Source organism: Kribbella sp. NPDC051718 (assembly GCF_040681515.1).
Lineage (GTDB): Bacteria > Actinomycetota > Actinomycetes > Propionibacteriales > Kribbellaceae > Kribbella.
Genome location: NZ_JBFAYZ010000016.1, coordinates 118,956 through 144,557 on the forward strand (window position 1 = coordinate 118,956; position 25,602 = coordinate 144,557).

The window sequence follows — 25,602 nt, forward strand, 5'->3', positions numbered from 1 at the left end:
CCTACCTCCGGAGGCTACGCCTAGGGTGAGGTGGTGCAGAACCTCTTGTCTGACCTGGTGGTTGTCGATCTGACTCGGGCGTTGTCCGGGCCACATGCGGCGATGATGCTCGGGGATCTGGGTGCCCGGGTGATCAAGGTGGAGACTCCGGACGGTGGGGACGACAGCCGCGGGTGGGGACCGCCGTTCGTCGAGGGGGAGTCGACGTACTTCCTGTCGGCCAATCGGAACAAGGAGTCGGTGACGGCGGATCTGAAGTCGGCGGAGGGCAAGGAGTTCCTGAGCCGACTGGTGCGGAAGGCCGACGTGCTGCTGGAGAACTTCCGGCCGGGGGTGCTGGATCGGCTCGGGTTCTCGGTCGAGCGGTTGCAGGAGCTGAATCCGCGGCTGGTGATTCTGTCGATCACCGGGTTCGGGCACGACGGGCCGGAGGGTGGGCGGGCCGGGTACGACCAGATCGCTCAGGGCGAGGGCGGGCTGATGAGCATCACGGGTGAGGTGGAGCCGACCAAGACCGGCGTACCGATCGCTGATCTGTTGGCTGGGATGTACGGCGCCTACGGAGTGCTGGCCGCGCTGCACGAGCGGAACGTCACCGGTCGTGGGCGGGTGGTCCGCACTTCGCTGCTGGCATCGGTGGTCGGGGTGCACGCGTTCCACGGGACGAAGTGGACGGTGGCGGGGGAGTTGCCTGAGCGGGTCGGCAATCATCATGCGCAGATCGCGCCGTACGGGATGTATCGCACCAAGGACGACATCGTGCAGGTCGCGGTCGGCAGCGAATCGCAGTGGCGGACCTTCGCGCCGCTCGTCGGGTTGGACGCCGCGGACGAACGCTTCGCCACCAACCCGCTGCGGGTGGCGCACCGCGACGAGCTGACCGCTGCGATCGAGGCGGCGTTCAGCGCGGAGCCGGCCGACGAGTGGCTGCGCAGCCTCGCCGAGGCAGGCATCCCGGCGGGCAAGGTCCGCGACTTCCAGCAGGTCTACGAATGGGACCAGACGGTTTCGCAGGGCTTGCTGATCGACGTCGACCACCCGACGCTCGGGCGCATCCAACTCCCCGGCCCACCCCTCCGCTTCGACGATAACCCCCACGCCGGTGCCCGCGAGACCAACCTGCCGCCACCTCGCCTCGGTGAGCACAACAACTCCGTCCAAGCCTGGCTGGACGAGTAACCTCCCGCCCCCCCAACCCCTATCTGTGGCGAGCCCACATCATCTGGGCTCGCACCTCAAATGGCGACCTTGACCACCAAGCGGTGGGCTTGAACACGTTATTACTTGTTCAAGGTCGCCGTTTGGTGTTCAAGGTGCCAACGCCGGCGCGCCGGTGCGCCCGGGGTGGGGGTGTTTCGAGGGCGGTGGAAAGGCTGCCAATCAGTACCGATGGGCGCCTAAGGTCGGTGAAGGGTTGACGGTGCGCGGGGCGCGGGTCTAGCGTCCGGGAAATCGATTACTCACCCGATCGCGGAGGTGCCATGCCACAGGCCGCGGCCCTGGTCCGGATGACGCGGATCGGGAAGCGCTACGGCGGCGTACAGGCCTGTCGTGAGGTCGACTTCACCCTCGGCGCGGGCGAGGTACACGCGCTGCTCGGGGAGAACGGCGCCGGCAAGAGCACGCTGATGAAGATCCTGTCCGGCGACGTCACCGGGTACGACGGGCAGATCGAGATCAACGGGTCGCCGGTCTCCTTCAGCGGCCCGACCGACGCGCAGGCCGCCGGGATCGCGATGATCCACCAGGAGCTCGACCTCGTTCCGGGACTGTCGGTCGCGGACAACATCTTCCTCGGCCGCGAGCTCCGTACTCCGCTCCGCACGGTCGACCGCCGGCGGATGGAACGCGAAGCCCGCACGCTGCTGATGCGCAGCGGAGTCGCCCTCGACCCGCGCCGTCCGGTCGGCGAACTGCGGGTCGGCGAGCAGCAACTCGTCACCATCGCGAAGGCGATCTCGCTCGACGCACGGGTACTGATCATGGACGAGCCCACCTCCGCGCTGACGACCTCTGAGGTGGAGCGGCTCTTCGTGGTGATCCGCGAACTGCGCCGCAGCGGGGTCGGCATCGTCTACATCTCGCACCGGATGGAGGAGATCGCCCAGGTCGCCGACCGCGCGACGGTCCTGCGCAACGGGCAGAACGTGGCGAGCTTCGACCCGCGGTCGCTGACCACCGCGGAGGTGGTCGAGGCGATGGTCGGGCGGCCGGTGCAGACGATGTTCACGACGCCCGACGTGGCGACGGGGGACGAACTGCTGAGAGTCGAGGACCTTGTACTGACTCCGCGGCGGCCGCGTCCGGGGCGACGCGATCCGGCGGGTATCTCGCTCAGCGTGCGAGCCGGGGAGATCGTCGGACTGGCCGGGCTGCTCGGCTCCGGTCGTACGGAGTTGCTAGAGACGCTGTACGGCGTTGCGCCGGGCGGGGCGCGATCGGGGCGGATCGTGTTGCGGGGCAAGGAGATCCAGCCGTCCGGTCCGCGAGCTGCATTGAGGCAGGGGATCGGGTTCGTGCCCGAGGACCGGCGGGTGTCGGGGTTGGTGCTGTTCCACTCGATCCTCGCCAACACGGTGGTCTCGAGCCTTCCGGCGTACGGGCGGTTGGGCGTGATCGCACGACGGATGGAGCGGGCGGCGTCGGTGCGGATGGCGGACCGGTTGCGGCTGAAGTACGGGCGTCTCCAAGACGAAGTAGGCACCCTGTCCGGTGGCAACCAGCAGAAGGTCGTCTTCGGCCGCATGCTGCTGACCAATCCACAGCTCCTGTTGCTGGACGAGCCGACCCGAGGCGTCGACATCAACGCCAAATCCGAGATCTACCGCCTCCTGGGCGAACTGGCCGCCCAAGGCATCGGCGTCCTCCTGGCCTCCTCGGAACTCCCCGAACTGGTAGGGGTCTGCGACCGAGTAGTAGTCCTCCGAGACGGCCGCGACGTCGCCTCCTTCACCACCACAGACTCCACCGAAGGCGACCTACTAGCCGCCGCCATGGGAGAAGGAGCGCTCCAATGACCGACGTACAGGACAGCGCAGTGCCGGCACCCACCGCGGTGGCGGAGACGTCCGGTGGAGTGGTGGCGACCCTCTTCAGGTTTCAGAGTGTTTTTGGATTGCTGGCGGTGTTCGTCGCGGCGATCATTTTCTCTCCTCGGCGGGATGGGGAGATTCTGTTCGTCAGCGCGGACAACCTGGCCAACGTCGTCAGGGCCGTGTCCGAGATCGGGATCATCGCGGTCGGGATGACGTTCGTGATTCTGATCGGGGGGATCGATCTGTCGGTGGGGGCCGTGCTGGGGCTGGCGGCGGTCGGGTCGGCGGTGTTGATGGTGGAGAGCGACTGGGGGTTTCTGCCGTCGGTGCTGGTGGTGCTGGCGATCGGGCTGGTGTTCGGTGGGCTGCAGGGGATGGCGACGGCGATGATCGGGATCCAGTCGTTCATCGTCACCCTGGCGGGGCTGCAGATAGCGCGCGGGCTGGCGCGGATCTGGTCCGACGGGCAGGGGGTGGCGATTGCCTATGGCAACGGGCAGCACGAGGCGCCGGATTCTTTTGCGATTCTCGGTGAGCGAACGTTCGGCGGGCTGGTGCCGATCCCGGTGCTGATCTTCGCGGTGGTCGCGATCGCAGCCGTCGTCTTCCTGAGAGTCAGCGCCTTCTCGAGACATCTGTACGCGGTCGGCGGCAACGAGAAGGCCGCGCGGCTGTCCGGCGTACCGGTGATCCGGGTGAAGATCGCCGTCTTCGCGATCTGCGGGTTGCTCGCCTCACTGGCCGGCATCGTGCACGCCGTCCAGCTCAACCAGGGCAGCCCGAACGACGGCATCGGCTACGAGCTCGACGCGATCGCCGCGGTGGTGATCGGCGGTACCAGCCTGGCCGGCGGCCGCGGTTCGGTCGCGGGCACTGTGGCCGGCGCGTTGCTGCTCGGAGTACTGAACAACATCCTCGCCCTGAACAACATCGACTCCAACATCCAGCTGCTGATCAAGGGACTCGTGATCGTCGCCGCGGCCGCGCTGCAACGGCTCCGTCCTGCCTCTTAAAGAAGGGCTCACCATGCGCAACTCGAAAGCACCTCTCGCCGCCGCGGCCGTCGCCGCCCTGGTCCTGGCCGGCTGTGGCACCACGAACGACCGGACCTCCGACAAGCCTCAGGCTGGCGCCTCCAAGCAATGCAAAGGGGCCGATGGCAATTATCTGATCGGCATGAGCCAGGCCAACGTCGCCGAGCCCTACCGGCAGCGGATGGACGACGACATCAAGGCCGCGGCCAAGGACGTCCCGCAGTTCGACGTGAAGTTCGCCGACGCCGCGCAGGACAACGCCAAGCAGGTCGCGGACGTCGAGAACTACCTGACCCAGCAGATCGACCTGCTGATCATCAGCCCGAACGAGGCCAAACCGCTGACCGCGGTAGTGAAGAAGGCGTACGACAAGGGCATCCCCGTACTGGTCCTGGACCGCAAGGTCGAAGGCGACGCGTACACCGGCTTCATCGGCGGCGACAATGTCGAGATCGGTACCGAGGCAGGCAAGTACGTCGCCGAGAAGCTCCTGCCACAGGGCGGCAACGTGGTCGAGCTCAAGGGCCTGGCCGGCGCGACTCCGCAGGCCGAGCGTCACCAGGGCTTCGTCGACGCGATCAAGGCGAACCCGAAGATCAAGATCGTCGCCGACGCCAGCGGCGACTGGCTCCGCGAGAAGGGCCAGGCGCAGATGGACGCCCTGCTGAAGGCCAACCCGAAGATCGACCTCGTCTACGCCCACAACGACCCGATGGCCGAGGGCGCCTACCTGGCGGCGAAGGCGGTGCACCGCGAGAAGGAGATGAAGTTCATCGGCATCGACGCGCTGCCGATCCCGTCCGGCGGCATCAAGGCCGTCGAAGAGGGCCGGCTGTCGGCCACCTTCACCTATCCGACCAACGGCAAGGAAGCGATCGCCGCGGCCAAGAAGATCCTGGTCGACTGCGGCACGATCGAGAAGACGCAGACCTTGAAGACCCGTCTGATCGACAAGGAGAACGCGGCCAGTATCTACGCCGAGGAGAACCCGACCGGCTGATCGACGCTACCTCCTGGAGCTGCCACGCTCGATCAATCGGGCGGCGAGCGTGGTCGTGGTGGTCGCCCTGGTGTTGCCGCCGATTCTGGCCAGCAACAGCCGGGCGGCCACCGTACCGATCTCGTACGCCGGTTGCGCGACAACCGTCAACGGCGGATCGACCAGCTCCGCCCACGGTGCGTCGTCGAATGCGACGATCCCCACCTGCTTGCCCGCCCGGATCCCGTGCTCCTGCAGGGCTTGCAGCACGCCAACGGCCATCGCGCTGTTCGCCACCAGCAGCGCATCCGGCGGCTCCGGTTGGTCGAGCAGTTCCTGCGCCGCCCGATGCGCACCAGCAGCCTTGTACTCCGTACGCCGAACCAACTTCGTCGTACTGCGCAGCCGCCGAGCCTTCAACGCGTCCCGGTACCCAGCGAGCCGGTCATCCGCAGTCCGAACCCCGGCCGGTCCGGTGATACACCCGATCCGTTGATAGCCCTGGTCTATCAAGTGAGCCGTCGCTTCCCGGGCGGCCAGCCGGGTGTCGACGAGGACGACGTCGCTCGACTGCCCGGGCAGCGGCCGATCGACCGCCACGAAGGCGGTTCCGCGCTTGCTGAGCTTCTCGACGCTGGTCGTCGTACCGGACGGGGAGAGGATGACGCCGGCCACCCGTTCCTGGATCGCGACGTCGATGTAGCGGTTCTCCTTGTCGGCGTTCTCGTCGGAGTTGCAGAGCACGACCGAGTAGCCGACCTCGTGCGCGACGTCCTCGACGCCGCGGGCGATCGCGGTGAAGAAGGGGTTCTCGACGTCGGAGATGATCAGCGCGACGACCGCGGCCTCCTGACGGCGCAGGTTCCGGGCCGGGCCGTTCGGCTGGTATCCGAGTTCCTCGGCGGCCCGGCGTACGCGGACGACCAGGTCGGGATCGACCGTGGACTTGCCGTTCAGTGCCCGCGAGACGGTCGCCGTGGAGACGCCGGCCAGGGCCGCGACCTCGCTGATCGTCGCCATCGCGCTCTCCCGTCGACTGCGTCAGAGGGCTCAGCGTAGCGGGCGGGTAATGGATTACCCAGCTGTTCGCCGTGCACTTTAAGAACAGAACCTCCGGACCTGACCAGTGACATGAGAGGATCACCCGCGTGACTGCCTTGCCGAGCGTTTCCTACTCCATCACCGTCCGCCTCGAGGTCCCCGCCGGTGGCTCCACGGTGAGCAAACTGACGACCGCGGTCGAGCAGGCCGGCGGCCTCGTCACCGCCCTCGACGTGACCGCATCCGGTCACGAGCGGCTGCGGATCGACGTGACGTGTGCCGCCGCCGACACCGAGCACGCCGGCCGGCTGGTCGAGGCGATGCGCGCCGTACCGGGCGTCGAGATCGGCCGGGTCTCCGACCGGACCTTCCTGATGCACCTCGGCGGCAAGATCTCGATGGAGGCCAAGCACCCGATCCGCAACCGGGACGACCTCTCGATGATCTACACCCCGGGTGTCGCCCGGGTCTGCCTGGCGATCGCCGCCAACCCCGAGGACGCCCGCCGGCTGACCATCAAGCGCAACACCGTCGCGGTCGTCACCGACGGATCCGCGGTGCTGGGCCTGGGCAACATCGGCCCGGAGGCCGCGCTGCCGGTGATGGAGGGCAAGGCCGCGCTGTTCAAGCGCTTCGCCGGTATCGACGCCTGGCCGCTGTGCCTGGACACCCAGGACACCGAGGAGATCATCGCCGTGGTCAAGGCGATCGCGCCGGGCTTCGCCGGGATCAACCTGGAGGACATCTCCGCGCCGCGCTGCTTCGAGATCGAGGCCCGGCTGCGCGAGGAGCTCGACATCCCGGTCTTCCATGACGACCAGCACGGGACGGCGGTCGTCGTACTGGCCGCGCTGTTCAACGCGCTGCGGGTGGTCAACAAGGACATCAGCGAGGTCCGCGTCGTGCTGTCCGGCGCGGGTGCCGCCGGTACGGCGATCCTCAAGCTGCTGATCGAGGCCGGGGTCAAGGACACGATCGTCGCCGACATCGCCGGGGTCATCCACTCCGAGCGCGAGGGGCTGTCGCCGGAGCTGCGCTGGATCGCGGAGAACACCAACGCCGCGAAGTACAGCGGAGACCTGAAGGGCGCGCTGGCCGGCGCCGACGTGTTCATCGGCGTCTCGGCGCCGAACATCCTGACCGGCGCCGACATCGCGACGATGAACAAGGACTCGATCGTCTTCGCGCTGGCCAACCCCGACCCCGAGGTCGACCCGGCGGCGGCGCACGAGCACGCGGCCGTGGTCGCGACCGGGCGCAGCGACTTCCCGAACCAGATCAACAACGTGCTGGTCTTCCCGGGCGTCTTCCGCGGTCTGCTCGACGCGCAGTCGTCGAAGGTGTCGATCCAGACCGAGCTCGCGGCCGCGAAGGCGCTGGCCGGCGTCGTCACCGACGACGAGCTGAACGCCGACTACATCGTGCCGAGCGTCTTCCACCCGGAGGTGCACACGCGGGTGGCGCACGCCGTCCGGGACGCGGCGGGCGGCAAGGCGCCGGCGGCGGAGATGTTCCCGGACGACTCCCCGGGCGCGCTGATTTGAGTCACTTGCTTTGATTGACTCCATCACTACTTCAACTGAGGTCCGTACGTCGTCCCGTGCCGTGTGGCTGTGGCGGGTCGCCTTCGTGGTGGCCTGCGGCATCCACCTGTACGGGGTGTACTCACCGCACCAGGCCGCGTCGAGCGTCGACATCCCGTACTCCGACAAGCTCGCGCATCTGTTCCTGTTCGGATCGGTCGCGTACTTCGGGCTGCGGGCCGGCGTACCGGCCCGGTATTTGTTGCCTGTGGTCGCGGCCAACGCGGTGATCAGCGAGATCGTCCAGTACTACTGGTTGCCGTTCCGGTCGGGCGATCCGTTCGACTCGGTCGCGGACCTGTGCGGGCTGGCGCTGGGCGCGTGGCTCGGGTTCCGCGCCATCCGTACGCAAAAGGTGCCGGGCACGACATGATGGGTGCATGACGGCCACGACCCTGACCGGCTCCTTGCTGGTGGCTACCCCGTTGCTCGACGAGCCGCCGTTCCGGCGGTCGGTGATCCTGTTGCTGGATCATGACGAGGACGGTGCGCTGGGTGTGGTCGTCAACCGGGCCGCCGATCTCGAGGTCGACCGGGTGCTGGCCGACTGGTCCGAGACGGTGAGCGAGCCGGGTGTGCTGTTCATGGGCGGGCCGGTGGGGACGGACAGCGCCCTCGCGGTCGCCGAGGTGATCGAGTCGGCCGATCCGCCGGGGTGGCGGGAGTGCTTCGGCCGGATCGGGTTGATCGATCTCGACGTACCACCGGCGCTGCTGGAGGGCGCGATCCAGCGGATGCGGATCTTCGCCGGGTACGCCGGCTGGTCGAGCGGCCAGCTGGAGGGCGAGATCACCGAGGGCGCCTGGTACGTCGTACCGTCCGAGCCCGACGACGTCTTCAGCCTCCAGCCGGAGGGCCTGTGGCGCCGCGTCCTGCGGCGCCAGCACGACGAGATGGCCTACCTGGCCACCTACCCCGACGACCCGACCCAGAACTGACGACTACTCCTTGTCGTCGTCGCCCGGGTGCAGCGACTCCCAGATCTCCTTGCACTCCGGACACACCGGAAACTTCTGCGGGTCGCGACTGGGCACCCACACCTTGCCGCACAACGCCACCACCGGCGTCCCCATCACCATCGCCTCGGTGAGCTTGTCCTTCGGCACGTAGTGCGAGAACCGCTCATGATCGCCCTCGTCCAACGACGGCTTGGTCCGCTCGTCGATGACAGTCTCGGCACCCGGGCTCAACTGAGTACTCATAACCCAGAGTGTAGGTCGCCCGCCCCACCAAGTCCCAGCCGTTCTCCACAGGCTGACTCCGCCAAAATCCCCCTGTGGACAACCGGCCGGACCGGGGCAGACCACGGCACTTTGTCGGTATGACCACCAAGAGGAGGCACCATGTCAGTTGTGGAACCCGAACCGGACTACTCCCTACCCTGGCGACCGTCGCGGCCGCTGACCCGGGACGACCTCGACCGGATGCCCGATGACGGGCACCGCTACGAGCTCATCGACGGCCTGCTCATCATGACGCCGGCGCCGTCGATCCGGCATCAGGACGTCGTCGTCAATCTGCTGGTGAAGCTCAAGTCGGCCTGTCCGCCGGACCTCAAGGTGCTGGTGGCGCCGACCGATGTCGTCATCAGTCAAGACACCGTGATGCAGCCCGATCTGCTGGTGGCGCGACGAGAGGACTTCACCGAGCGCGATCTTCCGATGGCACCGTTGCTCGCCGTCGAGGTGCTCTCGCCGAGCACTCGGCGCTACGACCTGATGCTGAAGTTCTCCCGGCTGGAGGCGGCCGGTTGCGCGTCGTACTGGGTGATCGATCCCGACACGCCGGAGTTGATTGGCTGGGAACTGCGGGACGGGACATACGCGCAGGTGGCGAAGGTCACCGGCGAGGAGATCGCCCGGTTCACCGTGCCGTTCGAGGTGAGTGTGGTGCCTGCCGATCTGACCTTGTGAGGGATCTCGGGTAACGTTCCTGTACGGCCGACAGTCGACTATCGGGGGAGTATGCCGTCCGTGGATTCGCACGTGCCCGCACCACCAGCCGTGCTACCTCCGGCCTATCCGGACCGCGCCGCGTGGGGAACTGCGAGCAAGCTGCGGGCCTGGCAGGCGGAGGCGCTCCAGCTGTATCTGGACAAGCAGCCGAAGGACTTCCTGGCGGTCGCCACGCCGGGCGCCGGCAAGACGACGTTCGCGCTGACCGTCGCCGCCGAGCTCCTGCAGCGCAGGGTGATCGACCGGATCACGGTGGTGACGCCGACCGAGCACCTGAAGGTCCAGTGGGCCGAGGCCGCCGACCGTGCCGGGATCGCGATCGACCCGACGTTCGCCGGGGGCAAGGGCCGGACGAACAAGGACTTCCAGGGCGTCGCCGTCACGTACGCCGGTGTCGCCGTGAACCCGCTCGCCTTCCGGGTCCGGACCGAGAAGTTCCGCACCCTGGTGATCCTCGACGAGGTGCACCACGGCGGTGACGCGCTCAGCTGGGGTGAGGGCATCCGGGAGGCGTTCGACCCGGCCACCCGTCGCCTGGCCTTGACCGGGACGCCGTTCCGCAGCGACGACAACCCGATCCCGTTCGTCACGTACGAGCACGGCCACGACGGCGCCGCGCGGAGTCGGGCGGACTACGTCTACGGCTATGGGCACGCGCTGCGCGACCACGTCGTCCGGCCGGTCATCTTCATGTCGTACTCCGGTGAGATGCGCTGGCGCACCAAAGCCGGTGACGAGGTCGCCGCGCGACTGGGCGAGCCGCTGACGAAGGATCTGACGGCGCAGGCGTTGCGTACTGCGCTCGACCCGACGGGCGAGTGGATGCCCGCAGTACTGGCTGCTGCTGACAAGCGGCTGACCGAAGTACGGCGGCACATGCCGGATGCGGGTGGGCTGGTCATCTCGGGTGACCAGAACACGGCTCGCGCCTACGCGAAGGTCCTGCGCGAGCTGACCGGTGAGGCGCCGACCGTCGTACTGTCCGACGAGAAGGCGGCGAGCAAGAAGATCCAGACCTTCTCGGCCGGCGAGCAGCGCTGGATGGTCGCGGTCCGGATGGTGAGTGAGGGCGTCGACGTGCCGCGGCTGGCCGTCGGGGTCTACGCGACGCCGACCTCGACGCCGCTGTTCTTCGCGCAGGCGATCGGGCGGTTCGTACGAGCGCGCAAGCGGGGTGAGACGGCGTCGGTGTTCGTGCCGTCGGTGACCCGGTTGCTGAGCTTCGCGGCCGAGATGGAGGTCGAGCGGGATCACGTCCTCGGCCGCAAGAACTCTGCCGAGGACGGCGACATCTTCGCCCTCGAGGACGACCTGCTGAAGAAGGCGAACGAGGCCGAGGGCGCGAGCGACGACCTGGACGCCAAGTTCGAGGCGCTCGGGTCGGACGCGAGCTTCGACCGGGTCGTCTTCGACGGCGGCGACTACGGCATGGGCGGCGATCTCGGCTCGGACGAGGAGCTGGACTTCCTCGGTCTCCCGGGCCTGCTCGAGCCCGACCAGGTCCGCGAACTCCTGAACAAGCGACAGGCGAAGTCACTGGCCCAGGAGAAGCGGCGCGGCAAGTCCACCACCCGCGAAGAGCCGACCCCGGTCGAGCTGGCCACACACGAGCAGGTCGCCCTACTCCGCCGCGAACTCAACGGCCTGGTAGCCGCCTGGCACCACCGCACCGGCCAGCCCCACGGCGTAATCCACAACGACCTCCGCCGCAAACTAGGCGGCCCCGCCGCCGCCCACGCCTCCTCCACAGAACTCCGAGACCGCATAGAACTAATCCGAGACTGGGCCACCCAACGCCGCGCCTGACGGTAGGTACCGAAAGTGGTGTGCCCTGCTGTCGGTGGTTGTAAGTCGTGACATAAGTTCAGGCTGTGGCCCGACTGCTGACTGACATCCGTCCGCTCAAGGAGTCGGCGGATTTTCGGCGGTTGTGGGTTGGGTCGACCGTGTCGCAGCTCGGGCAGCAGATGACTGCGGTGACGGTTTCCATTCAGGTTTATGCGTTGACGCACTCGACCTTCGCGGTGGGGCTGGTTGGGTTGTTCGCGTTGGTGCCGTTGGTTGTCTTTGGGTTGTACGGCGGTGCGATGGCGGACGCGATCGATCGGCGGACGCTCGCGCTGGTCTCGTCGGGTGGGCTCTGGTTGCTGTCGATGGTGTTGGTGGCCCAGTCCGAGCTGCACTGGAACCAGGTCTGGATCCTGTACGCCGTGATCGCCGTCCAGTCGGCCTGTTTCGCGGTGAACGGACCGGCGCGGTCCGCGATCGTGCCGCGGCTGATCCGTCCGGAGCTCCTCCCGGCCGCCAACACGCTCAGCCAGGCCGCGTTCAACCTCGGCTTCACGGCGGGACCATTGCTCGGCGCCGTGGTGATCGCGTGGCAGGGGTTCGGTGCGGCGTACCTGGTGGATGTCATCACCTTCACTGCCGCCCTCTACGCGCTCTTCCGGCTGCCTCCGGTACCACCGACAGGTCTGATACGCCGGGCCGGGCTGCGCTCGGTGCTGGAGGGCTTCACCTTCCTCCGAGCAGCTCCAGCACTGCTGGCGACCTTCCTCGCGGACATCCTCGCGATGGTGTTCGCGCAACCGCGGGCGCTGTTCCCGGCCGTGGCGGGTGCGTTCTTCGCGGGCGGCGTAAGGACTGTCGGGTTGCTGCAGGCGGCGCCCGCGATCGGGGCGCTCGTCGGGGTGCTGTTCTCCGGCTGGGTGAGCCGCATCCGGCGGCAAGGGGTGGCGATCGTCGCGGCGATCACGGTCTACGCCGCGGCGGTCGGGCTGTTCGGGTTGTCGCGGACGATCTGGCTCGGCGTCGCGCTGCTCGCGTTGTCGGGTGCGGCGGACATGGTCAGCTCGGCGTACCGGAACACCGTCCTGCAATCAGCCGCCCCGGACGCGATGCGCGGCCGGCTCCAGGGCGTCTTCATCGTGGTCGTCGCCGGCGGCCCGAGGCTCGGCGACTTCGTGGCCGGTACTACGGCCTCGCTCAGCACCCCGACGATCGCCCTGCTCGGCGGCGCCGCGGTCTGCATCACCGGCCTACTCATCCTGCTCGCCACGAACCGCCCGTTCCGCCAGTACGACTCGCAGGTGCGCGCCCTCCGCTAACCCGAGCCGGAAGACTCAGCCGCCGGTGGCGAGCTTCTTGAGAACAGTGCCCCAGGACGGCAGGTCCGGGTTGATGCGGGGGATCGGCTGGCCGCCGACGGTGACGACCGGGCGATCGCCGACCGGCTTGTCGAGCTTGATCGGCACCACCTCGATCTGGCTGTCCGGCGGGCACGGCTCGGTGTCGTCGATCACCGCGGTGATCTTGTCGGCCGACTCGATCACCTTCAGATCGCTCGAGCAGTTGAAGCCGACGCCGAACACCATCGCGACGTCGTCCGGCCTCGGCGGGTTCTGGATCCACTTCAGGTACGACGGCCGCTTGCCCTTCACCAGCTGGTACCCGGCGACCGGCTGCTGCGACTTCTCCAGCACCTCGCCCTTCCCGTTGCTGAAGAACGCGCCGAAGATCTTGTTGACGCACGGGTCGCCATCCTGTTTCGGGTCATCGGCCGCGCCCCACGCCTTGGCGACCAGATAGCAGCCGTTCGCCTCCCGGTTGAGCACGACGTTGAACCCGACCAGCCCGAGCGCGCCGAGCACCAGCGCGCCGGCCAGCATCCGCCGGGAACGGAGCTGCTTCGGGCCGAGCGGCGCCGCCTCCTCGGTTTCCTCGCCGCCGGGGAGCTGCTTGAACAGGCCCAGGATGCTGCTCGTCCACTGCGGATTGACCAGCGTCGGCACGGCGTACAGCAGGATCAGACCGACGCAGACGGCGATGGCGGGGAGCAGCGCCCAGTAATTTCGCACGGAAGCAAGATACGGGGACATCGGGCCGCGGGCGGAAAAAGGTTACGCTTCGGCTGTGCCCGCAGAGACGTCCCAGACACTCGACCGGGGACTCACCGTCCTCGAGTTGCTGGCGGACGCCCCGGACGGCCTGTCGATCACCGAGCTGGCCGCCTCGCTGAACGTCTCCCGGACGGTCGTGTACCGCCTGGTCAACACGCTCGAACTGCACCGGCTCGTCCGCCGCGACAGCGAAGGCCGCGCCCGCCTGGGCCTCGCCGTCCTGCACTACTCGCGCCGCGTCCAGCCGACCCTGCGAGACGCCGCTCTGCCGGTACTACGCTCGCTCGCCGAAGACACCGGCGCGACCGCCCACCTCACCGTCGCGGATGGCGACGAGGCGCTCGCGATCGCCGTGATCGAGCCGAGCTGGACCGACTTCCACGTCTCGTACCGGATGGGTTCCCGGCACGCGCTCGACCAGGGCGCCGCCGGCAAGGCGATCCTCGCCGGCCGCCGCAAGCCCGACCCAGCCGGCCGCCCCTTCGTCATCACCGCCGGCGAACTCCAGGCCGGCGCCCAAGGCGTCTCCTCACCCGTCCTCGGCGTACCAGGCGTAGAAGCTTCCATCGGCGTAGTAGTCCTCGGCAAACTAGACCGAGACTTCGTCGGCCCCCGAGTAGCCCGAGCCGCAGTAGAAGTAGCCAAACGCCTCGCTTGACCCACTCACCAACAGCCCGGCGAGGTTGTGCTGCAACCAGCCTCGTGACGCTTCGCGTCACCTCGCGCACCGGAGGCTGTGAGCCAGGGGTCGCCGTCGGCTGGGGTGATTTGTCCCGCTCGACAGGAGGTAGTCGGCTGCGGGGCGTGTGTTGGCTGCTGGCTGAGCGTGCGGAGGGTGCATACAGCCGACTACCTCCTGTCGAGCGGGACACAGCGGGCGGATCTGCGGCAGGGCGACCGGCTGGTAGGTGAGGGGGTGGTCAGGGGCGGGTGGCTGCGTGGAGTAGGGGGAGGACTCGGTGGGGGACTTGTTCGGCTAGGGCTATGACCGTGGAAGCGCGTTGGATGCCTCGGACGATTACTACCTGGTCGATTACTCGTTGGAGGTCGGCGTTGGAGCGGGCGACTATTCGGCACCAGAGGTCTTCGGCCCCGGTGATTGTGTAGACCTCCAGGACTTCGGGGATGGCGGCCAGAGCGGCTGCCACCGTGGTGTGGCCGGAGCCTTGTTCTATTTGGAGGGTGGCGAAGGCGGTGACGGGATAGCCGATTTCGGTGGTGTCGACGTCGGGGCCCCAGCCTCGGACTACGCCGTCGCGGGAGAGGCGGTCCAGGCGGGCCTGGACGGTGCCGCGGGCTACGCCTAGGCGGCGGGAGGCTTCGAGGACGCCTACCCGGGGTTCGGCGGCGAAAAGGTCGAGGATGCGGGCGTCCAGCGCGTCCACTCCGGCCATGGGGTCCTCCAGGTGTGGTCAGGGTGACCAAATAGTCCGATAGAAGGCTGAGAATACTGGTCAGAGTGCTCATTGAAAAACGGTTCTGTTGCGCAACCTGTCCTCCTGCGGCGAAGCTCGGCCGGGCAAGCCGACACCGACCGGGAGGACCCCGATGACCAGCACCGACCTCACGCCGGCAGAGCTCGACGCCGATCTCGACCTCGACCAGTTGAAGCAGCTCGTCGGCCTGGTGCCGTACGACGAGAGCACCGACCCGTTCCCCGTCACGGCGATGGACGCCGTCGTGTTCGTGGTCGGCAACGCCACCCAGACCGCGAAGTACTATCAGCTCGCCTTCGGGATGGACCTGGTCGCGTACTCCGGGCCGGAGAACGGCAACAAGGACCACAAGGCGTTCGTACTCAAGGCAGGCTCGGCGCGCTTCGTCATCACCGGCGGCGTCACCCCGGCCAGCCCGCTGAACGAGCACCACCGCAAGCACGGCGACGGCGTCTCCGACATCTCCCTCGAGGTGCCGGACGTCGACAAGTGCATCAAGCACGCCCGCGCCCAGGGTGCGATCGTGCTCGAGGAGCCGCACGACGTCACCGACGAGCACGGTACGGTCCGCCGGGCCGCCATCGCGGCGTACGGCGACACGCGGCACTCGCTGATCGACCGGAGCAAGTACGACGGCCCGTACCTGCCGGGCTTCGTCGAGGCGAAGACCGCGGTGACCCGGCCGGAGGGGCACCCGAAGCGGCTGTTCCAGGCGGTCGACCACGTCGTCGGCAACGTCGAGCTCGGGCTGATGGACGAGTGGGTCACCTTCTACAACAAGGTGATGGGCTTCGTGAACATGGCGGAGTTCATCGGCGACGACATCGCCACCGACTACTCCGCGCTGATGAGCAAGGTGGTGGCCAACGGCAACCACCGGGTCAAGTTCCCGCTGAACGAGCCGGCCATCGCGAAGAAGAAGTCGCAGATCGACGAGTTCCTGGAGTTCTACGACGGCGCCGGCGCCCAGCACATCGCGCTGGCCACCAACGACATCCTGCGCACCGTCGACATCATGCGGGCCAACGGCGTCGAGTTCCTGAACACGCCGGACTCGTACTACGAGGACCCGGAGCTGCGCGAGCGGATCGGCAACGTCCGGGCGCCGATCGAGGAGCTGCAGAAGCGCAAGATCCTGGTCGACCGCGACGAGGACGGCTACCTGCTGCAGATCTTCACCAAGCCGATCGGCGACCGCCCGACCGTCTTCTACGAGTTGATCGAGCGCCACGGCTCCCTCGGCTTCGGCAAGGGCAACTTCAAGGCCCTGTTCGAGGCGATCGAGCGCGAACAAGAGCGCCGCGGAAATCTTTGATCTCTGTTTGATCTACCTACCGTGACACGCCCGCGACACACCGTTGCGGGCGTGTCTCAGTGTCCGACTATCGGATTGACTGTCAGGTCAGGTGAGGTTGGACTACTCTGCCCAATGAGTGCACGTCGGGGCGTGCGCTCAGGAAGGGTTTTCCGATGAAGACACTGGGCATTGTGCTCAGCACCGTGGGACTGGCCGGAGCGGGCGTATTCGCCCTGGCCACCTCAGCTCAGGCGGCGCCTGCCGCGAGCTGCAGCGGTGCGACATCCATCTCGTCCGCAAGCATCTTGCGCGACCACCGACCACCCACCTGGGGCACTGTCCGGCTCGTCCGGGACAGCTGTTCGCAGTACTGGGCCGAGATCACCATGAATCCGCGACTGACCGCGAACCAGCGGGCCAACGCCTACCTGGTGCAGTACGGCGGCAGCAACGGCGGCCGCACGCTGTCTTGTGACAGCAGTGGTGGCAACGGCGCCGTGACGGCCGGGCAACGGACCTGCCGGACGCCGAAGGTGAGGTCCACCGACGGTGGCGTCACCTTCATCGCGATCGCGCGCGAGTTCCACAACTACGGCAGCGGCTACGAGGAGATCTCGGAGAACGCGACCAGCAGGACCCGCTGAGGCCCTGCCACACAACAGAAAACCGCCTAGGCTCGCCTTTATGAACGATCTAGTCGAGCGCCTTCGGCAAGTACTGCCGCCGGAGGCGCTGGTGACCGACCAGGACCGGATCCAGAGCTACCGGTACGACCGGGCGATGTTCTGCCCGGCCGGTGAGCCGATCGCGGTGGTGCTCGCGCGGGAGACAGCCCACGTCGTGGCGGCGGTGAAGCTCGCCGCCGACGCGGGCGTTCCGGTCGTGCCCCAAGGTGCCCGGTCCGGGCTGTCCGGCGCGGCCAACGCGATCGAGGGCTGCCTGGTCATCTCGCTCGAGAAGATGGACAAGATCCTCGAGATCGAGACCGTCGACCGGTACGTCGTGACGCAACCGGGCGTGTTCAACGCCGTCCTGTCCCGCGCGGTCGCCGAGCAGGGGTTGTTCTACCCGCCCGACCCGTCGAGCTGGGAGTTCTGCTCGATCGGCGGCAACCTGTCGACCAACTCGGGCGGCCTGTGCTGCGTGAAGTACGGCGTGACGACCGACTACGTGCTCGGCCTCGAGGTGGTACTGGCCGACGGCCAGGTCCTGCGCACCGGCCGGCGCACCGTCAAGGGCGTCGCGGGCTACGACCTGACCAAGCTGATCGTCGGCAGTGAAGGCACGCTCGGCATCATCACCGAGGCGACCCTCGCGCTGCGCCCGGAGGCGGCCAGGCCACGCACGATGGCTGCCCTGTTCGACTCGGGCCGAACGGCCGGCGAGGCGATCGTCGAGATCATCCGCAGCGGCGTCTCGCTGTCGCTGCTGGAGATCATGGACCGGACCACGATCATGGCGGTCAACAGCTACAAGCGGATGGACCTGCCGACCGAGGCCGCGGCGATGCTGATCGCCCAGTCCGACGCGGGCGGGGAGGCCGGCGCGGCCGACGTGGCGACGGTGGCGAAGCTCTGCCGTCAGTACGGTGCGATCGAGTGCATCGAGGCGGACGACCCGGCCGAGGGCGAGCTGCTGCTGGAGGCCAGGCGGGCGGCTCTGGTCGCGCTGGACCAGCTCGGCACGACGATGATCGACGATGTCTGCGTACCGCGCTCGCGGCTGGCCGACTTCATCGGCGCGGTCGAGCAGATCTCGCTCGACCTGGACATCACGATCGGCGTGCTGGGCCACGCGGGCGACGGCAACATGCACCCGACCGTGGTGTTCGACGCGGAGGATCCGGACCAGGCCGCCCGGGCCCAGGCGGCGTTCGACAAGGTGATGGAGGTCGGTCTGGAGCTCGGCGGCACGATCACCGGCGAGCACGGGATCGGGATGCTGAAGCGCGACTGGCTGGTCGAGGAGATCGGCCCGGTGGCGGTGTCGGTGCACCGCGCGATCAAGGCCGCGCTGGACCCGAAAAACCTGCTGAATCCGGGCAAGGTGGTTTCGTGAGGGTTTGTTCATCTTCTGTGACTCAACCGCAACGCAACTGCCGGGGCCATTGGACGTTCATGGCCGTCGAATGTGACGTGCCGGCCGCACTATGGAAGGCAGTTGTCTGAAACCGGGGGGAACACCGTGAGGCGAGGCAGGAGGTCACCTATGCGAGCACGGCAGCTGCTGCCCGCCGCACTGGCGCTGGCCGTTCTCGTCGTCGGCTCCGGCTGTGCGAACGGCTCCGGCCTGCGGGTCGAGGGCGCCGATCCGGCCACCCCGTCGGCGACGCCGTCGGTGACCCCCAACAACGGTTTCGCCCCGTCCGTGACGCCGGCCCCGAAGACGGGCCGGATCGCCCAGTCGGCGATGACGCTCGAGCAGGTGCGGGACAGCCTGCAGGTCGACAAGGGCCTCGACCCGTACATGAAGACGATCGTCGGCAGCTGTTCGATCGTCACGCGCTGCCTCACCCGGGGCGTGGCCGTCGACGTGATGAAGACCGGTACGCCGCAGTTGGTGGTGCTGGTGCACACGGTCGACAACTTCGTCTTCGGGGCCGTTCTGATGGCCGACTCGCCGAAGGGGCCGCGCCGGGTTTGGAGTTTGAAGGCCGATCAGTTGAAGATCAGTCCCAGCCAGCAGGGCGACCTGGTGGTCGAGACACAGATATTCGCGCTGACCGACAGGCCCTGTTGCCCGTCCGGAAGTCGCGTCGAGGTCTACCGTTGGGCCGGTGGTCGGATGACCAAGGTCAGCTCGACGGATCAAAAGGGAGACTGAACTTCAGTGGTACCGGAAGAACCGGCAGCGCGCATTCTCATGGTCGAGGACGACGCGGTGATCCGTGAGGCGACCCAGTTGACCCTGGAACGCCATGGCTACGACGTCACGACGGCCGAGGACGGCCTGGAGGCGATCGAGAGTTTCGAGAAGATCCATCCGGACGCGGTGATGCTGGACATCATGCTGCCGGGCCTGGACGGCATCTCCGTGTGCCGCCGGATCCGGGAGACCAGCACGGTCCCGATCGTGATGGTGTCCGCCCGTGGTGACGCGCTGGACGTCGTCCTCGGCCTGGAGGCCGGCGCGGACGACTACGTCACCAAGCCGTTCGACACCCAGGTCCTGGTGGCCCGGCTGCGAGCCGTGATGCGGCGGGCGGTCGCCGACCCGGAGCGGCCGACCCCGGCCACCGGCTCGACCGTGGAGTCGTTCGGCGACCTGGAGCTCGACCGTGAGGCTCTCGAGGTGCGGCGGGCGGGTAGTACGGTCCAGCTCACCCCGACCGAGCTGAAGCTGCTGATCGAGTTCGCCAACAACCCCGGCGTCGTGCTGAGCAGGTCCACCCTGCTGCAACGCGTCTGGGACTACGAGTGGGGCGGCGACGGCCGCCTGGTCGACGTCCACCTGCAACGGCTCCGGACCAAGATCGGCGCCGACCGGATCGAGACCGTGCGCGGATTCGGATACAAGCTGCGCGCCTGATGGGCCTCCGCAGCAAGCTCGGCCTGATCTTCGTACTGGTTTCGTCGCTGGCGATTCTGGTGTTGTGCGTGGCGGTCTACACCCAGGCCCAGTCGGCCCGGCTGGACCGCACCCGCAGCTTCGCCGACGAGCGGATCCAGGCTGCCGCGGAGAGCTACGACCGCAGCGAAGTACCTGTGTTCGGGGCGCGGCTGGACGACCCTGATCTGCCGCCGCAGCTGCGCGACGCGGTGATGAACGGCAAGCGCGCCACCTTCAAGACGGCGGCGCCGAACGCCAAGATGTGGGCGGCGGTCGGCGTCAAGAACGGCCGCATCCTGTCGATCGTGCAGGACTACGACGTCAACGACCCGTCGATGAACGCCCTGCGCCGGGCCTTGATCATCGGTGGAGTCGGCACGGTCGCGCTGGTCGCGCTGGGCAGCGTCATCGCCGCAGGCAGCCTGTCCCGCCGGATCGTCGCGGTAGCCGGTACTGCGCGCCGCATCGCCGCAGGGGACCTCGACGCCTCGGCGGCGGGCGCGGCGGGCAAGGGCAAGGATGAAGTACAGGCACTGGCGACAGCTCTGGACACGATGGCCAGCTCACTGCGCGGCCAACTGGAAGCCGAGCGACGATTCACCGCCGACGTCGCCCACGACCTCCGTACGCCGGTCACCGGCCTGCTGACCGCCGCTGAGCTGTTGCCACCTGGCCGGCCCAGTGAGCTCGTACGAGACCGCGCCAAGGTCCTGCGGCGACTGGTCGAGGACCTGCTCGAGATCGCCCGGTTCGACTCGGGTGTCGAGCAGGCCGATCTGGAGCACGTCGGGCTCGGCGCCTTCGTCGGGTCAGCTGTCGGCCGCCTGCGGATGCAGCAGTCGCTCGCGCCGGACAGCGTCGTCGTGCACCGGCTCGGCCGGGAGGAGACGATCTCCACCGACTCGCGCCGGATCGAGCGGATCCTGGCGAACCTGATCGTCAACGGACTGCGGCACGGCCGCCCGCCGGTCGAGGTGACCGTCCAGGGCCGGACCATCGAAGTGGTGGACCACGGCAACGGGTATCCCGAGGAATTGATTGCCGAGGGCCCCCGTCGATTCCGGTCCGGGGTGGCCGAGCGGGGTGTCGGGCACGGCCTCGGACTGACCATCGCGGCCGGTCACGCGAAGGTGCTCGGCGCCGAGCTGACCTTCGGGATCGCACCCGGCGGTGGGGCCTGTGCCCGATTGGTTCTGCCCGATAGTCCTGAGACGGAGTCGTAACACAACCTTTCGCGAGGTGGGGGCGTCTCCACTGTGTCGGGTTCACCAGAACCCGTTACACACGAGGGGAAACCACCAATCATGCGCACTCGCTCTCTGGTCGTTCGTCGTTCCGCCGCCGTTGTCGCCGGTATCGCTCTGGCCGCCGGTGGGGTCGGCATCGCCGGCGCCCTGCAGGCCAACGCCGCGCCGAACCAGACCACCACCGCCTCCACCACCGTCGCGGCCAAGCCGGCGATCACGATCAAGTCGGACAAGGCCACCGCGAAGGCGTGGGCGAAGGTCTCCTTCACCGGCAAGACCACCGCGATCGCGAAGGGCTCGGTCGTCCAGGTCCAGCGTCTGCAGTCCGGCAAGTGGGTCAACTTCCCGGCCACCACCAAGGTGACCAGCAAGTCGACCTACTCGGTCTGGGTGCAGAGCGGCCGCGTCGGCGTCAACAAGTTCCGCGTCGTGACGGCCAAGGCCACCAGCGCCGCCGTCTCGGTCAACATCACCAAGTGAAACGCAGTGCCCTGCATCCTTGGTGGTTTGGCGCTTGCGGCGCCCAGGCACGCACCTCACGGCACTTGAGAACCATCCACGATGCTCCGCATCGAGGACGCTCCTCAAGCACCGCGATGCACGCACCTGAACACCGCAATCACTCAAACCACCAAGGATGCAGGGCACTAGAAAAGCGGCGCCACCCTCGGGGGAGATGGCGCCGCTTTTCTCTTGTTTACTTGGTGCCGTAGACGTTCAGTTCAGCAGCAGAGCCGAACACCGCGCCGTTCAGTGAGCTGGTGCCGACGAGCTTCACGTAGCGGCCGGCCTTCGGGGTGAAGTCGAGCCGCTGGACGGCGGTCGAGTTGGGGAACTGGCCGGTCTTCACCGGCGTACCCCAGTTCTGCCCGTCCGTACTGACGTAGAGCTCGTAGCCCTTGAACATCCCGTTCGTCCCACTCTGCCGCGGCAGGTAGCTGAACCCGTTCACCTGGTACGCCGTACCGAGGTCCAATGTGATGTGATGCGGATAAGTGGCCGGCGTGGACACCTGCGACCAGGCCGAATGCCAAACGGTGGAAGGGTTTCCGTCCAGCGCCTCCGTCGCGCCGCCGTCCGTGGCGACGTCCTCGCTGCTCACATCGGCCACCGTGATCCGCGACTGCGGCACGATCCCCGGCGGCAGCAACGTCGCCTCCGCCGAAGTGGTCGCCTGGCCACCGGTTGCCGTGAGCACGTACTTGCCCTCCGGCGTACCGGCCGGCGGAATGACCGACCAATTCGTGGTCACGCTTGCGCCGGCGGCCACCGTCGCGTGCGTCGCCGGCGTGGTGGCGGTGACCGTCCAGCCCGCCGGAGCGGTGAGCGCCAGCGTGATGTTGTCGACGGCAACCACATCGTCGTTGGTGAAGGTGCTGACGACGGTGTTCTCCTCGCCGGAGACCATGCCGTTCAGGCCGGCGCCGCTGAGGCTCAGCGAAGTACAGTCCGCTGCTTCGGTCGACGCGCCGAGATCCGTGACGGCGAAGTCGTCGATCACGAAGTCGGCCTGGTCGCCACCGGAGGAGAGCTTGCGCAGACCGACCCAGTAGTCGCCGCCGCAACCGGCCACGAACTCCTGGCTGAACGTCGCCTTCGTCCGCTGCACTCCGATCGGCGTCGCCTTGACCTCGACGGAGTCGGGGCGATCCACGCCCTGCACCCACGTGTACTGACCAGCCACGCCGTTCTCGTAGTCGAAGCTGACCTTGTACTTGTGGCCCGGCGTGAACGGAACGCTCGCCGGCGTCGTCCGGTAAACAAGCCCCTCGTTCTCCTCGTGGGACTTCAGCGACCAGTCACCGTCGAGCACGTCGTCGACGAGCTTCCCGTTCCAGCCGGCTTGCGTGTACGGCGCGTGCTTCTTCGCGAGTACGGTCCGCGGGTCGGTCGTGCCACCCGCGTCACCCTTCACGAACGGACCCCAGCCCTGGTCGACGTTCTCGAAGTCGTCGACGAGTCCGGCCGCCGGGCGCTTCGTCTCGACGACTCGGACGTCGTCCAGCCGGACCCGGGCTGCTCCGGCCGGCGCGCTCACGGTGAGATCGGCCGTCGTGCCCTTGGCCTCGAAGACCACGCGGGCGCGTTGGTAGTACAGGTCCTGCTTGTCGTCGGAGGCGACTCGGTTCATTGCGGTCGAGCGATTGACGACCACCGAGGTGCCGTTGACGTCGAGGGTGGTCGGGCGGGTCTCGCCCGGCTCGACCTCGATCCAGGCGGAGGCGCTGTAGGTCTTGCCCGGCGTGAGATCACGGATGCGCTGGTTGAGCGTGGTCTGCTCCGCGCCGAGTTCGGCGACGTGCTGGCCGTTCTCGAGGGTGGCGATCGAGGCGTTGCCGGTCGGCTTCCAGGCTCGCAGGTCACCGGCGTTGAAGCCGGGGTCCTCGAGGTGGCTGCCCTGACCCCACTGCGGGTCGGCCAGCCGCGGGGCCTGGGTCGGGTACAGGACGTACGGCTGTCCGGCTGTGGCGGTGAGTGTCACGGAGCCGTTGCGGACGGGCGCGGTACCGATCCGGACGCGGCCGGTGTCGGTGAGCTTGTAGACGGTGAAGCGGTCGGTGGTGAAGGCCGACGGGACCTGCCAGGTCGTCGTGCCGCCGGCCGGGTTGTAGTGGTAGAGCTTCTTGTTGCCGTCCCAGGGCAGCAGGTACTTGTCGCCGTCCAGGACCTTCGCGTCGCCGACACTGATGCTGCGCTTGCCGTTGGCGACGGCTCCGCTGACACTGCCGGTGAAGGTGATCTGGTTCGGGTTCCAGTCGACGATCTTCTGCTGCTGCAGGAACTTGGCCGGCAGGTTCTTCTGCCAGATGTTGGCGTAGAACTTGTTCCAGCCGGTCTCGCCGGTCCAGCCCTCGAACTCGACGATCGACGACTGGCCGAGGATCGGGTCGGCGTTCCAGACGTCCTTCTCGTGGTTGCGGACGAACCGGATGATCTTGCTGTTCAGCCCCTTGTTGGTGGGGCCGCCGTAGTCGAGGTCGTTGGCCCAGTGCGACCACAGCGAGGTGCGCTCGTGCCGGTCGGCCCACTCGGTGGCGATCTGCCAGCCCTGGTCGGCGAGCTGTCGGGTCAGGCCGTCGGCCAGCCAGCCGGACTGGTAGTACACGTCGATGTACAGCTCCTGCAGGTTCTTGTCCGTCTCATCGCGCAGTTGCTGGAACCGCTTGACGATGTTGCCGGAGGCAAGGTCAGGGCGCTGCTTGATGTAGTAGCTCTGGTTCAGCCAGTTCCAGCCCTTGCTCGACTTGTCGACCAGGTCCTCGCTGAACGCGTTGGCCTCGGGGTAGGACTCTGTCGCGTTCACGTGGACGCCGAACGCGGCGTTGTAGTCCTTGCCCTGCTTCAGCAGCGTGTTGAGGTCGGTGAGCCCGCCGGCCCGGAGGTTGTAGTTGCCGCCGTAGTCCGGGTGGGCCGAGTCATGGCCTTCCGAGCCGTAGCCCTTGAGCAGCGCCATCTGGCCGAGGCCGTCGGTCGCGAGGGAGATCCGCTTGACGTCGTCCAGGGTGCGCAGGAACGGATGCGTCGCCTGGCTGGCGAAGTTGAACGGGATGTGGGTGATCACCCGGTCCTTGACCTGGTCGCCACCCTTCGGCTCGACCATGATCGAGCGGAACGCGATCGCGCCGTCCTGCCAGTCGACGGTCTTGTCGTTGTTCGCGTCGGGAGTCACGACGACCTTCGCCCACGGCAGGGGCTCGGTGTACGGCGAGGTGTCGGCGCGGTAGGTCCACTGGCCACTCCACACCCCGACCCGGCTGGTCCCGTCGGCCGCCTTGCGGGCCTGGTGCCAGAAGCGCGCGCCGTCGTCGACGGACTGCCCGGACGGCTTGTCGTACGTCGAGTTGGACTCGATCCCGGCGGCCAGACCGTTCGTGTTCACGAACGCGTACGCCGCTCCGGTGGCGGCCGGCTCCGCTGCCGTCGCCGCGGTCACCGGGGTGATCTTGTCCGCGGTCCGGGTGGAGTCGGGGTCGAGCGTGGTGAAGGCGGTGGTCGCGCCCGGGTCCGTGCTGGCGACGGAGACCAGGTCCTGGTTGGGGATGTCGAGCGTGTTCACCTTGCTGGTCGCGGTGTCGCGGATCGCGTCGATGCTGAAGGTGATCACCCGGCCGGTCAGCGCGAGGCTGGCGTCCAGCTCGACGCCGGGGAGCGCGTCGAAGGCCAGCTTGTACTGCGCTTTGCCGGCGGTCACGTTCGGCGGTCCGGTCAGGTGGGCCGCGCGGGCGACTCCGTTGACGGTGACGGTCGAGATGGCGTCGGGCTGGCCACCCAGGGCCTGGCCGGTGGCGTTGTCGGCGTACCGGATGACGCGGGGGAAATCGGCGGCGACGGTGACGGTCAGCTCGGGTGAGGTGAGCGTGAGGTCGGTGGCTGCCGCGGGGCTTGCGGTGGCAGCAGACGTCGGTAGGGCGACGAGCAGACCGGCGGTCAGCGCGGCTGCCGCTAGGGACGGAAGTACGGGTCGAGACACGGTAGGACTCCTGACGGGCGGGTCACTGTGTCACGGATTCTGCGTACATAACCGCTAATTAGTCAAGAGAAACGAA

The 25,602-nt window shown here is 67.8% G+C and carries 23 protein-coding genes and 1 pseudogene; 18 read left to right on the forward strand and 6 right to left on the reverse strand.

Annotated features, from left to right (window positions below):
* Positions 1 to 33 precede the first annotated feature (33 nt).
* The 4 genes from AB0M15_RS39280 (at position 34) to AB0M15_RS39295 (ending at position 5,069) form a co-directional block, all read left to right on the forward strand.
* The gene (locus AB0M15_RS39280) at positions 34 to 1,179 is read left to right on the forward strand and encodes a CoA transferase (RefSeq protein ID WP_363831407.1); all 1,146 of its coding nucleotides are present in this window, start codon (positions 34 to 36) and stop codon (positions 1,177 to 1,179) included.
* 302 nt (positions 1,180 to 1,481) lie between these two features.
* A complete protein-coding gene (locus AB0M15_RS39285) occupies positions 1,482 to 3,017 on the forward strand; it encodes a sugar ABC transporter ATP-binding protein (RefSeq protein ID WP_363831411.1) in 1,536 nt (511 codons plus the stop codon).
* Positions 3,014 to 4,048, forward strand: coding sequence for an ABC transporter permease (locus tag AB0M15_RS39290; protein ID WP_363831414.1), 1,035 nt, complete (start codon positions 3,014 to 3,016; stop codon positions 4,046 to 4,048). Before AB0M15_RS39285 ends, AB0M15_RS39290 begins: the two co-directional genes overlap by 4 nt.
* Positions 4,049 to 4,061: 13 nt before the next feature.
* Positions 4,062 to 5,069, forward strand: a complete 1,008-nt coding sequence (locus AB0M15_RS39295) for a substrate-binding domain-containing protein (protein WP_363831417.1) — start codon at positions 4,062 to 4,064, stop codon at positions 5,067 to 5,069.
* Positions 5,070 to 5,075: 6 nt separating this feature from the next.
* Here AB0M15_RS39295 and AB0M15_RS39300 read toward each other — a convergent pair whose 3' ends face one another.
* Both AB0M15_RS39300 and AB0M15_RS39305 read right to left on the reverse strand, forming a co-directional pair.
* Positions 5,076 to 5,909, reverse strand: a complete 834-nt coding sequence (locus tag AB0M15_RS39300; RefSeq protein WP_363831491.1) for a substrate-binding domain-containing protein — start codon at positions 5,907 to 5,909, stop codon at positions 5,076 to 5,078.
* Positions 5,910 to 5,936: 27 nt separating this feature from the next.
* Positions 5,937 to 6,077: pseudogene (locus AB0M15_RS39305) on the reverse strand (LacI family DNA-binding transcriptional regulator); the annotation flags it as partial.
* Between the two features lie 119 nt (positions 6,078 to 6,196).
* Here AB0M15_RS39305 and AB0M15_RS39310 point away from each other — a divergent pair.
* Genes AB0M15_RS39310 through AB0M15_RS39320 form a run of 3 tightly spaced genes read left to right on the forward strand, consistent with a single transcriptional unit; the run spans position 6,197 to position 8,610 of the window.
* A complete protein-coding gene (locus tag AB0M15_RS39310) occupies positions 6,197 to 7,633 on the forward strand; it encodes an NAD-dependent malic enzyme (RefSeq protein WP_363831420.1) in 1,437 nt (478 codons plus the stop codon).
* A gap of 10 nt (positions 7,634 to 7,643) precedes the next feature.
* On the forward strand, positions 7,644 to 8,045 hold the full coding sequence (locus tag AB0M15_RS39315) for a VanZ family protein (RefSeq protein WP_363831423.1): 402 nt from the start codon (positions 7,644 to 7,646) through the stop codon (positions 8,043 to 8,045).
* Between the two features lie 7 nt (positions 8,046 to 8,052).
* Complete coding sequence (locus AB0M15_RS39320) at positions 8,053 to 8,610, forward strand: YqgE/AlgH family protein (protein ID WP_343980313.1); 558 nt, start codon at positions 8,053 to 8,055, stop codon at positions 8,608 to 8,610.
* A 3-nt stretch (positions 8,611 to 8,613) separates the two neighbouring features.
* Here the strand turns inward: AB0M15_RS39320 and AB0M15_RS39325 are convergent, their stop codons facing one another.
* The gene (locus AB0M15_RS39325) at positions 8,614 to 8,874 is read right to left on the reverse strand and encodes a DUF3039 domain-containing protein (RefSeq protein WP_328320430.1); all 261 of its coding nucleotides are present in this window, start codon (positions 8,872 to 8,874) and stop codon (positions 8,614 to 8,616) included.
* Positions 8,875 to 9,015: 141 nt separating this feature from the next.
* Here AB0M15_RS39325 and AB0M15_RS39330 point away from each other — a divergent pair, with 141 nt between their 5' ends.
* The 3 genes from AB0M15_RS39330 (at position 9,016) to AB0M15_RS39340 (ending at position 12,734) form a co-directional block, all read left to right on the forward strand.
* Positions 9,016 to 9,585, forward strand: coding sequence for a Uma2 family endonuclease (locus tag AB0M15_RS39330; protein WP_363831430.1), 570 nt, complete (start codon positions 9,016 to 9,018; stop codon positions 9,583 to 9,585).
* Between the two features lie 51 nt (positions 9,586 to 9,636).
* Positions 9,637 to 11,433 (forward strand): DEAD/DEAH box helicase, encoded by a 1,797-nt coding sequence (locus AB0M15_RS39335; RefSeq protein WP_363831435.1) that lies wholly within the window; start codon positions 9,637 to 9,639, stop codon positions 11,431 to 11,433.
* A gap of 65 nt (positions 11,434 to 11,498) precedes the next feature.
* On the forward strand, positions 11,499 to 12,734 hold the full coding sequence (locus AB0M15_RS39340; protein ID WP_363831438.1) for an MFS transporter: 1,236 nt from the start codon (positions 11,499 to 11,501) through the stop codon (positions 12,732 to 12,734).
* A 15-nt stretch (positions 12,735 to 12,749) separates the two neighbouring features.
* On the opposite strand, the gene AB0M15_RS39345 is transcribed toward AB0M15_RS39340, so the two are convergent.
* Positions 12,750 to 13,484 carry a hypothetical protein gene (locus tag AB0M15_RS39345; protein WP_363831441.1) on the reverse strand — a complete coding sequence of 245 codons (735 nt, stop codon included), beginning with the start codon at positions 13,482 to 13,484 and terminating at the stop codon, positions 12,750 to 12,752.
* Positions 13,485 to 13,539: 55 nt separating this feature from the next.
* Here AB0M15_RS39345 and AB0M15_RS39350 point away from each other — a divergent pair, with 55 nt between their 5' ends.
* Positions 13,540 to 14,184, forward strand: a complete 645-nt coding sequence (locus AB0M15_RS39350) for a helix-turn-helix domain-containing protein (RefSeq protein ID WP_343980335.1) — start codon at positions 13,540 to 13,542, stop codon at positions 14,182 to 14,184.
* Between the two features lie 262 nt (positions 14,185 to 14,446).
* Here AB0M15_RS39350 and AB0M15_RS39355 read toward each other — a convergent pair whose 3' ends face one another.
* Positions 14,447 to 14,920 carry an Lrp/AsnC family transcriptional regulator gene (locus AB0M15_RS39355; RefSeq protein ID WP_328320444.1) on the reverse strand — a complete coding sequence of 158 codons (474 nt, stop codon included), beginning with the start codon at positions 14,918 to 14,920 and terminating at the stop codon, positions 14,447 to 14,449.
* 154 nt (positions 14,921 to 15,074) lie between these two features.
* Here AB0M15_RS39355 and hppD point away from each other — a divergent pair, with 154 nt between their 5' ends.
* The 7 genes from hppD (at position 15,075) to AB0M15_RS39390 (ending at position 21,535) form a co-directional block, all read left to right on the forward strand.
* Positions 15,075 to 16,277, forward strand: a complete 1,203-nt coding sequence (gene hppD / locus AB0M15_RS39360) for a 4-hydroxyphenylpyruvate dioxygenase (RefSeq protein ID WP_363831448.1) — start codon at positions 15,075 to 15,077, stop codon at positions 16,275 to 16,277.
* Between the two features lie 155 nt (positions 16,278 to 16,432).
* Positions 16,433 to 16,903, forward strand: coding sequence for a hypothetical protein (locus AB0M15_RS39365; protein ID WP_363831451.1), 471 nt, complete (start codon positions 16,433 to 16,435; stop codon positions 16,901 to 16,903).
* A gap of 40 nt (positions 16,904 to 16,943) precedes the next feature.
* Positions 16,944 to 18,317, forward strand: a complete 1,374-nt coding sequence (locus tag AB0M15_RS39370; RefSeq protein ID WP_363831454.1) for an FAD-linked oxidase C-terminal domain-containing protein — start codon at positions 16,944 to 16,946, stop codon at positions 18,315 to 18,317.
* A 150-nt stretch (positions 18,318 to 18,467) separates the two neighbouring features.
* Positions 18,468 to 19,082 carry a hypothetical protein gene (locus AB0M15_RS39375; protein WP_363831457.1) on the forward strand — a complete coding sequence of 205 codons (615 nt, stop codon included), beginning with the start codon at positions 18,468 to 18,470 and terminating at the stop codon, positions 19,080 to 19,082.
* Positions 19,083 to 19,121: 39 nt separating this feature from the next.
* Positions 19,122 to 19,787 (forward strand): two-component system response regulator CseB, encoded by a 666-nt coding sequence (cseB, locus tag AB0M15_RS39380; RefSeq protein ID WP_363831460.1) that lies wholly within the window; start codon positions 19,122 to 19,124, stop codon positions 19,785 to 19,787.
* On the forward strand, positions 19,787 to 21,031 hold the full coding sequence (locus tag AB0M15_RS39385; protein WP_363831463.1) for a HAMP domain-containing sensor histidine kinase: 1,245 nt from the start codon (positions 19,787 to 19,789) through the stop codon (positions 21,029 to 21,031). The genes cseB and AB0M15_RS39385 overlap by 1 nt, the downstream gene beginning before the upstream one ends.
* Before the next feature lie 81 nt (positions 21,032 to 21,112).
* Positions 21,113 to 21,535 (forward strand): hypothetical protein, encoded by a 423-nt coding sequence (locus AB0M15_RS39390; protein ID WP_363831466.1) that lies wholly within the window; start codon positions 21,113 to 21,115, stop codon positions 21,533 to 21,535.
* Positions 21,536 to 21,752: 217 nt separating this feature from the next.
* Here AB0M15_RS39390 and AB0M15_RS39395 read toward each other — a convergent pair whose 3' ends face one another.
* Entirely contained in the window at positions 21,753 to 25,526 is a 3,774-nt protein-coding gene (locus tag AB0M15_RS39395; protein ID WP_363831470.1) for an endo-alpha-N-acetylgalactosaminidase family protein, read from the reverse strand.
* Between the last annotated feature and the right edge of the window lie 76 nt (positions 25,527 to 25,602).

What these genes read in the sequence shown, in the direction of transcription:
- AB0M15_RS39285 (WP_363831411.1), top strand. Translation starts at nt 1,482, where the DNA reads ATGCCACAGGCCGCGGCCCTGGTCCGGATGACGCGGATCGGGAAGCGC.
- AB0M15_RS39290 (WP_363831414.1), top strand. Translation starts at nt 3,014, where the DNA reads ATGACCGACGTACAGGACAGCGCAGTGCCGGCACCCACCGCGGTGGCG.
- AB0M15_RS39295 (WP_363831417.1), top strand. Translation starts at nt 4,062, where the DNA reads ATGCGCAACTCGAAAGCACCTCTCGCCGCCGCGGCCGTCGCCGCCCTG.
- AB0M15_RS39320 (WP_343980313.1), top strand. Translation starts at nt 8,053, where the DNA reads ATGACGGCCACGACCCTGACCGGCTCCTTGCTGGTGGCTACCCCGTTG.
- AB0M15_RS39325 (WP_328320430.1), bottom strand. Translation starts at nt 8,874, where the DNA reads ATGAGTACTCAGTTGAGCCCGGGTGCCGAGACTGTCATCGACGAGCGG.
- AB0M15_RS39330 (WP_363831430.1), top strand. Translation starts at nt 9,016, where the DNA reads ATGTCAGTTGTGGAACCCGAACCGGACTACTCCCTACCCTGGCGACCG.
- AB0M15_RS39335 (WP_363831435.1), top strand. Translation starts at nt 9,637, where the DNA reads ATGCCGTCCGTGGATTCGCACGTGCCCGCACCACCAGCCGTGCTACCT.
- AB0M15_RS39355 (WP_328320444.1), bottom strand. Translation starts at nt 14,920, where the DNA reads ATGGCCGGAGTGGACGCGCTGGACGCCCGCATCCTCGACCTTTTCGCC.
- hppD (WP_363831448.1), top strand. Translation starts at nt 15,075, where the DNA reads ATGACCAGCACCGACCTCACGCCGGCAGAGCTCGACGCCGATCTCGAC.
- AB0M15_RS39365 (WP_363831451.1), top strand. Translation starts at nt 16,433, where the DNA reads ATGAAGACACTGGGCATTGTGCTCAGCACCGTGGGACTGGCCGGAGCG.
- AB0M15_RS39370 (WP_363831454.1), top strand. Translation starts at nt 16,944, where the DNA reads ATGAACGATCTAGTCGAGCGCCTTCGGCAAGTACTGCCGCCGGAGGCG.
- AB0M15_RS39375 (WP_363831457.1), top strand. Translation starts at nt 18,468, where the DNA reads ATGCGAGCACGGCAGCTGCTGCCCGCCGCACTGGCGCTGGCCGTTCTC.
- cseB (WP_363831460.1), top strand. Translation starts at nt 19,122, where the DNA reads ATGGTCGAGGACGACGCGGTGATCCGTGAGGCGACCCAGTTGACCCTG.
- AB0M15_RS39385 (WP_363831463.1), top strand. Translation starts at nt 19,787, where the DNA reads ATGGGCCTCCGCAGCAAGCTCGGCCTGATCTTCGTACTGGTTTCGTCG.
- AB0M15_RS39390 (WP_363831466.1), top strand. Translation starts at nt 21,113, where the DNA reads ATGCGCACTCGCTCTCTGGTCGTTCGTCGTTCCGCCGCCGTTGTCGCC.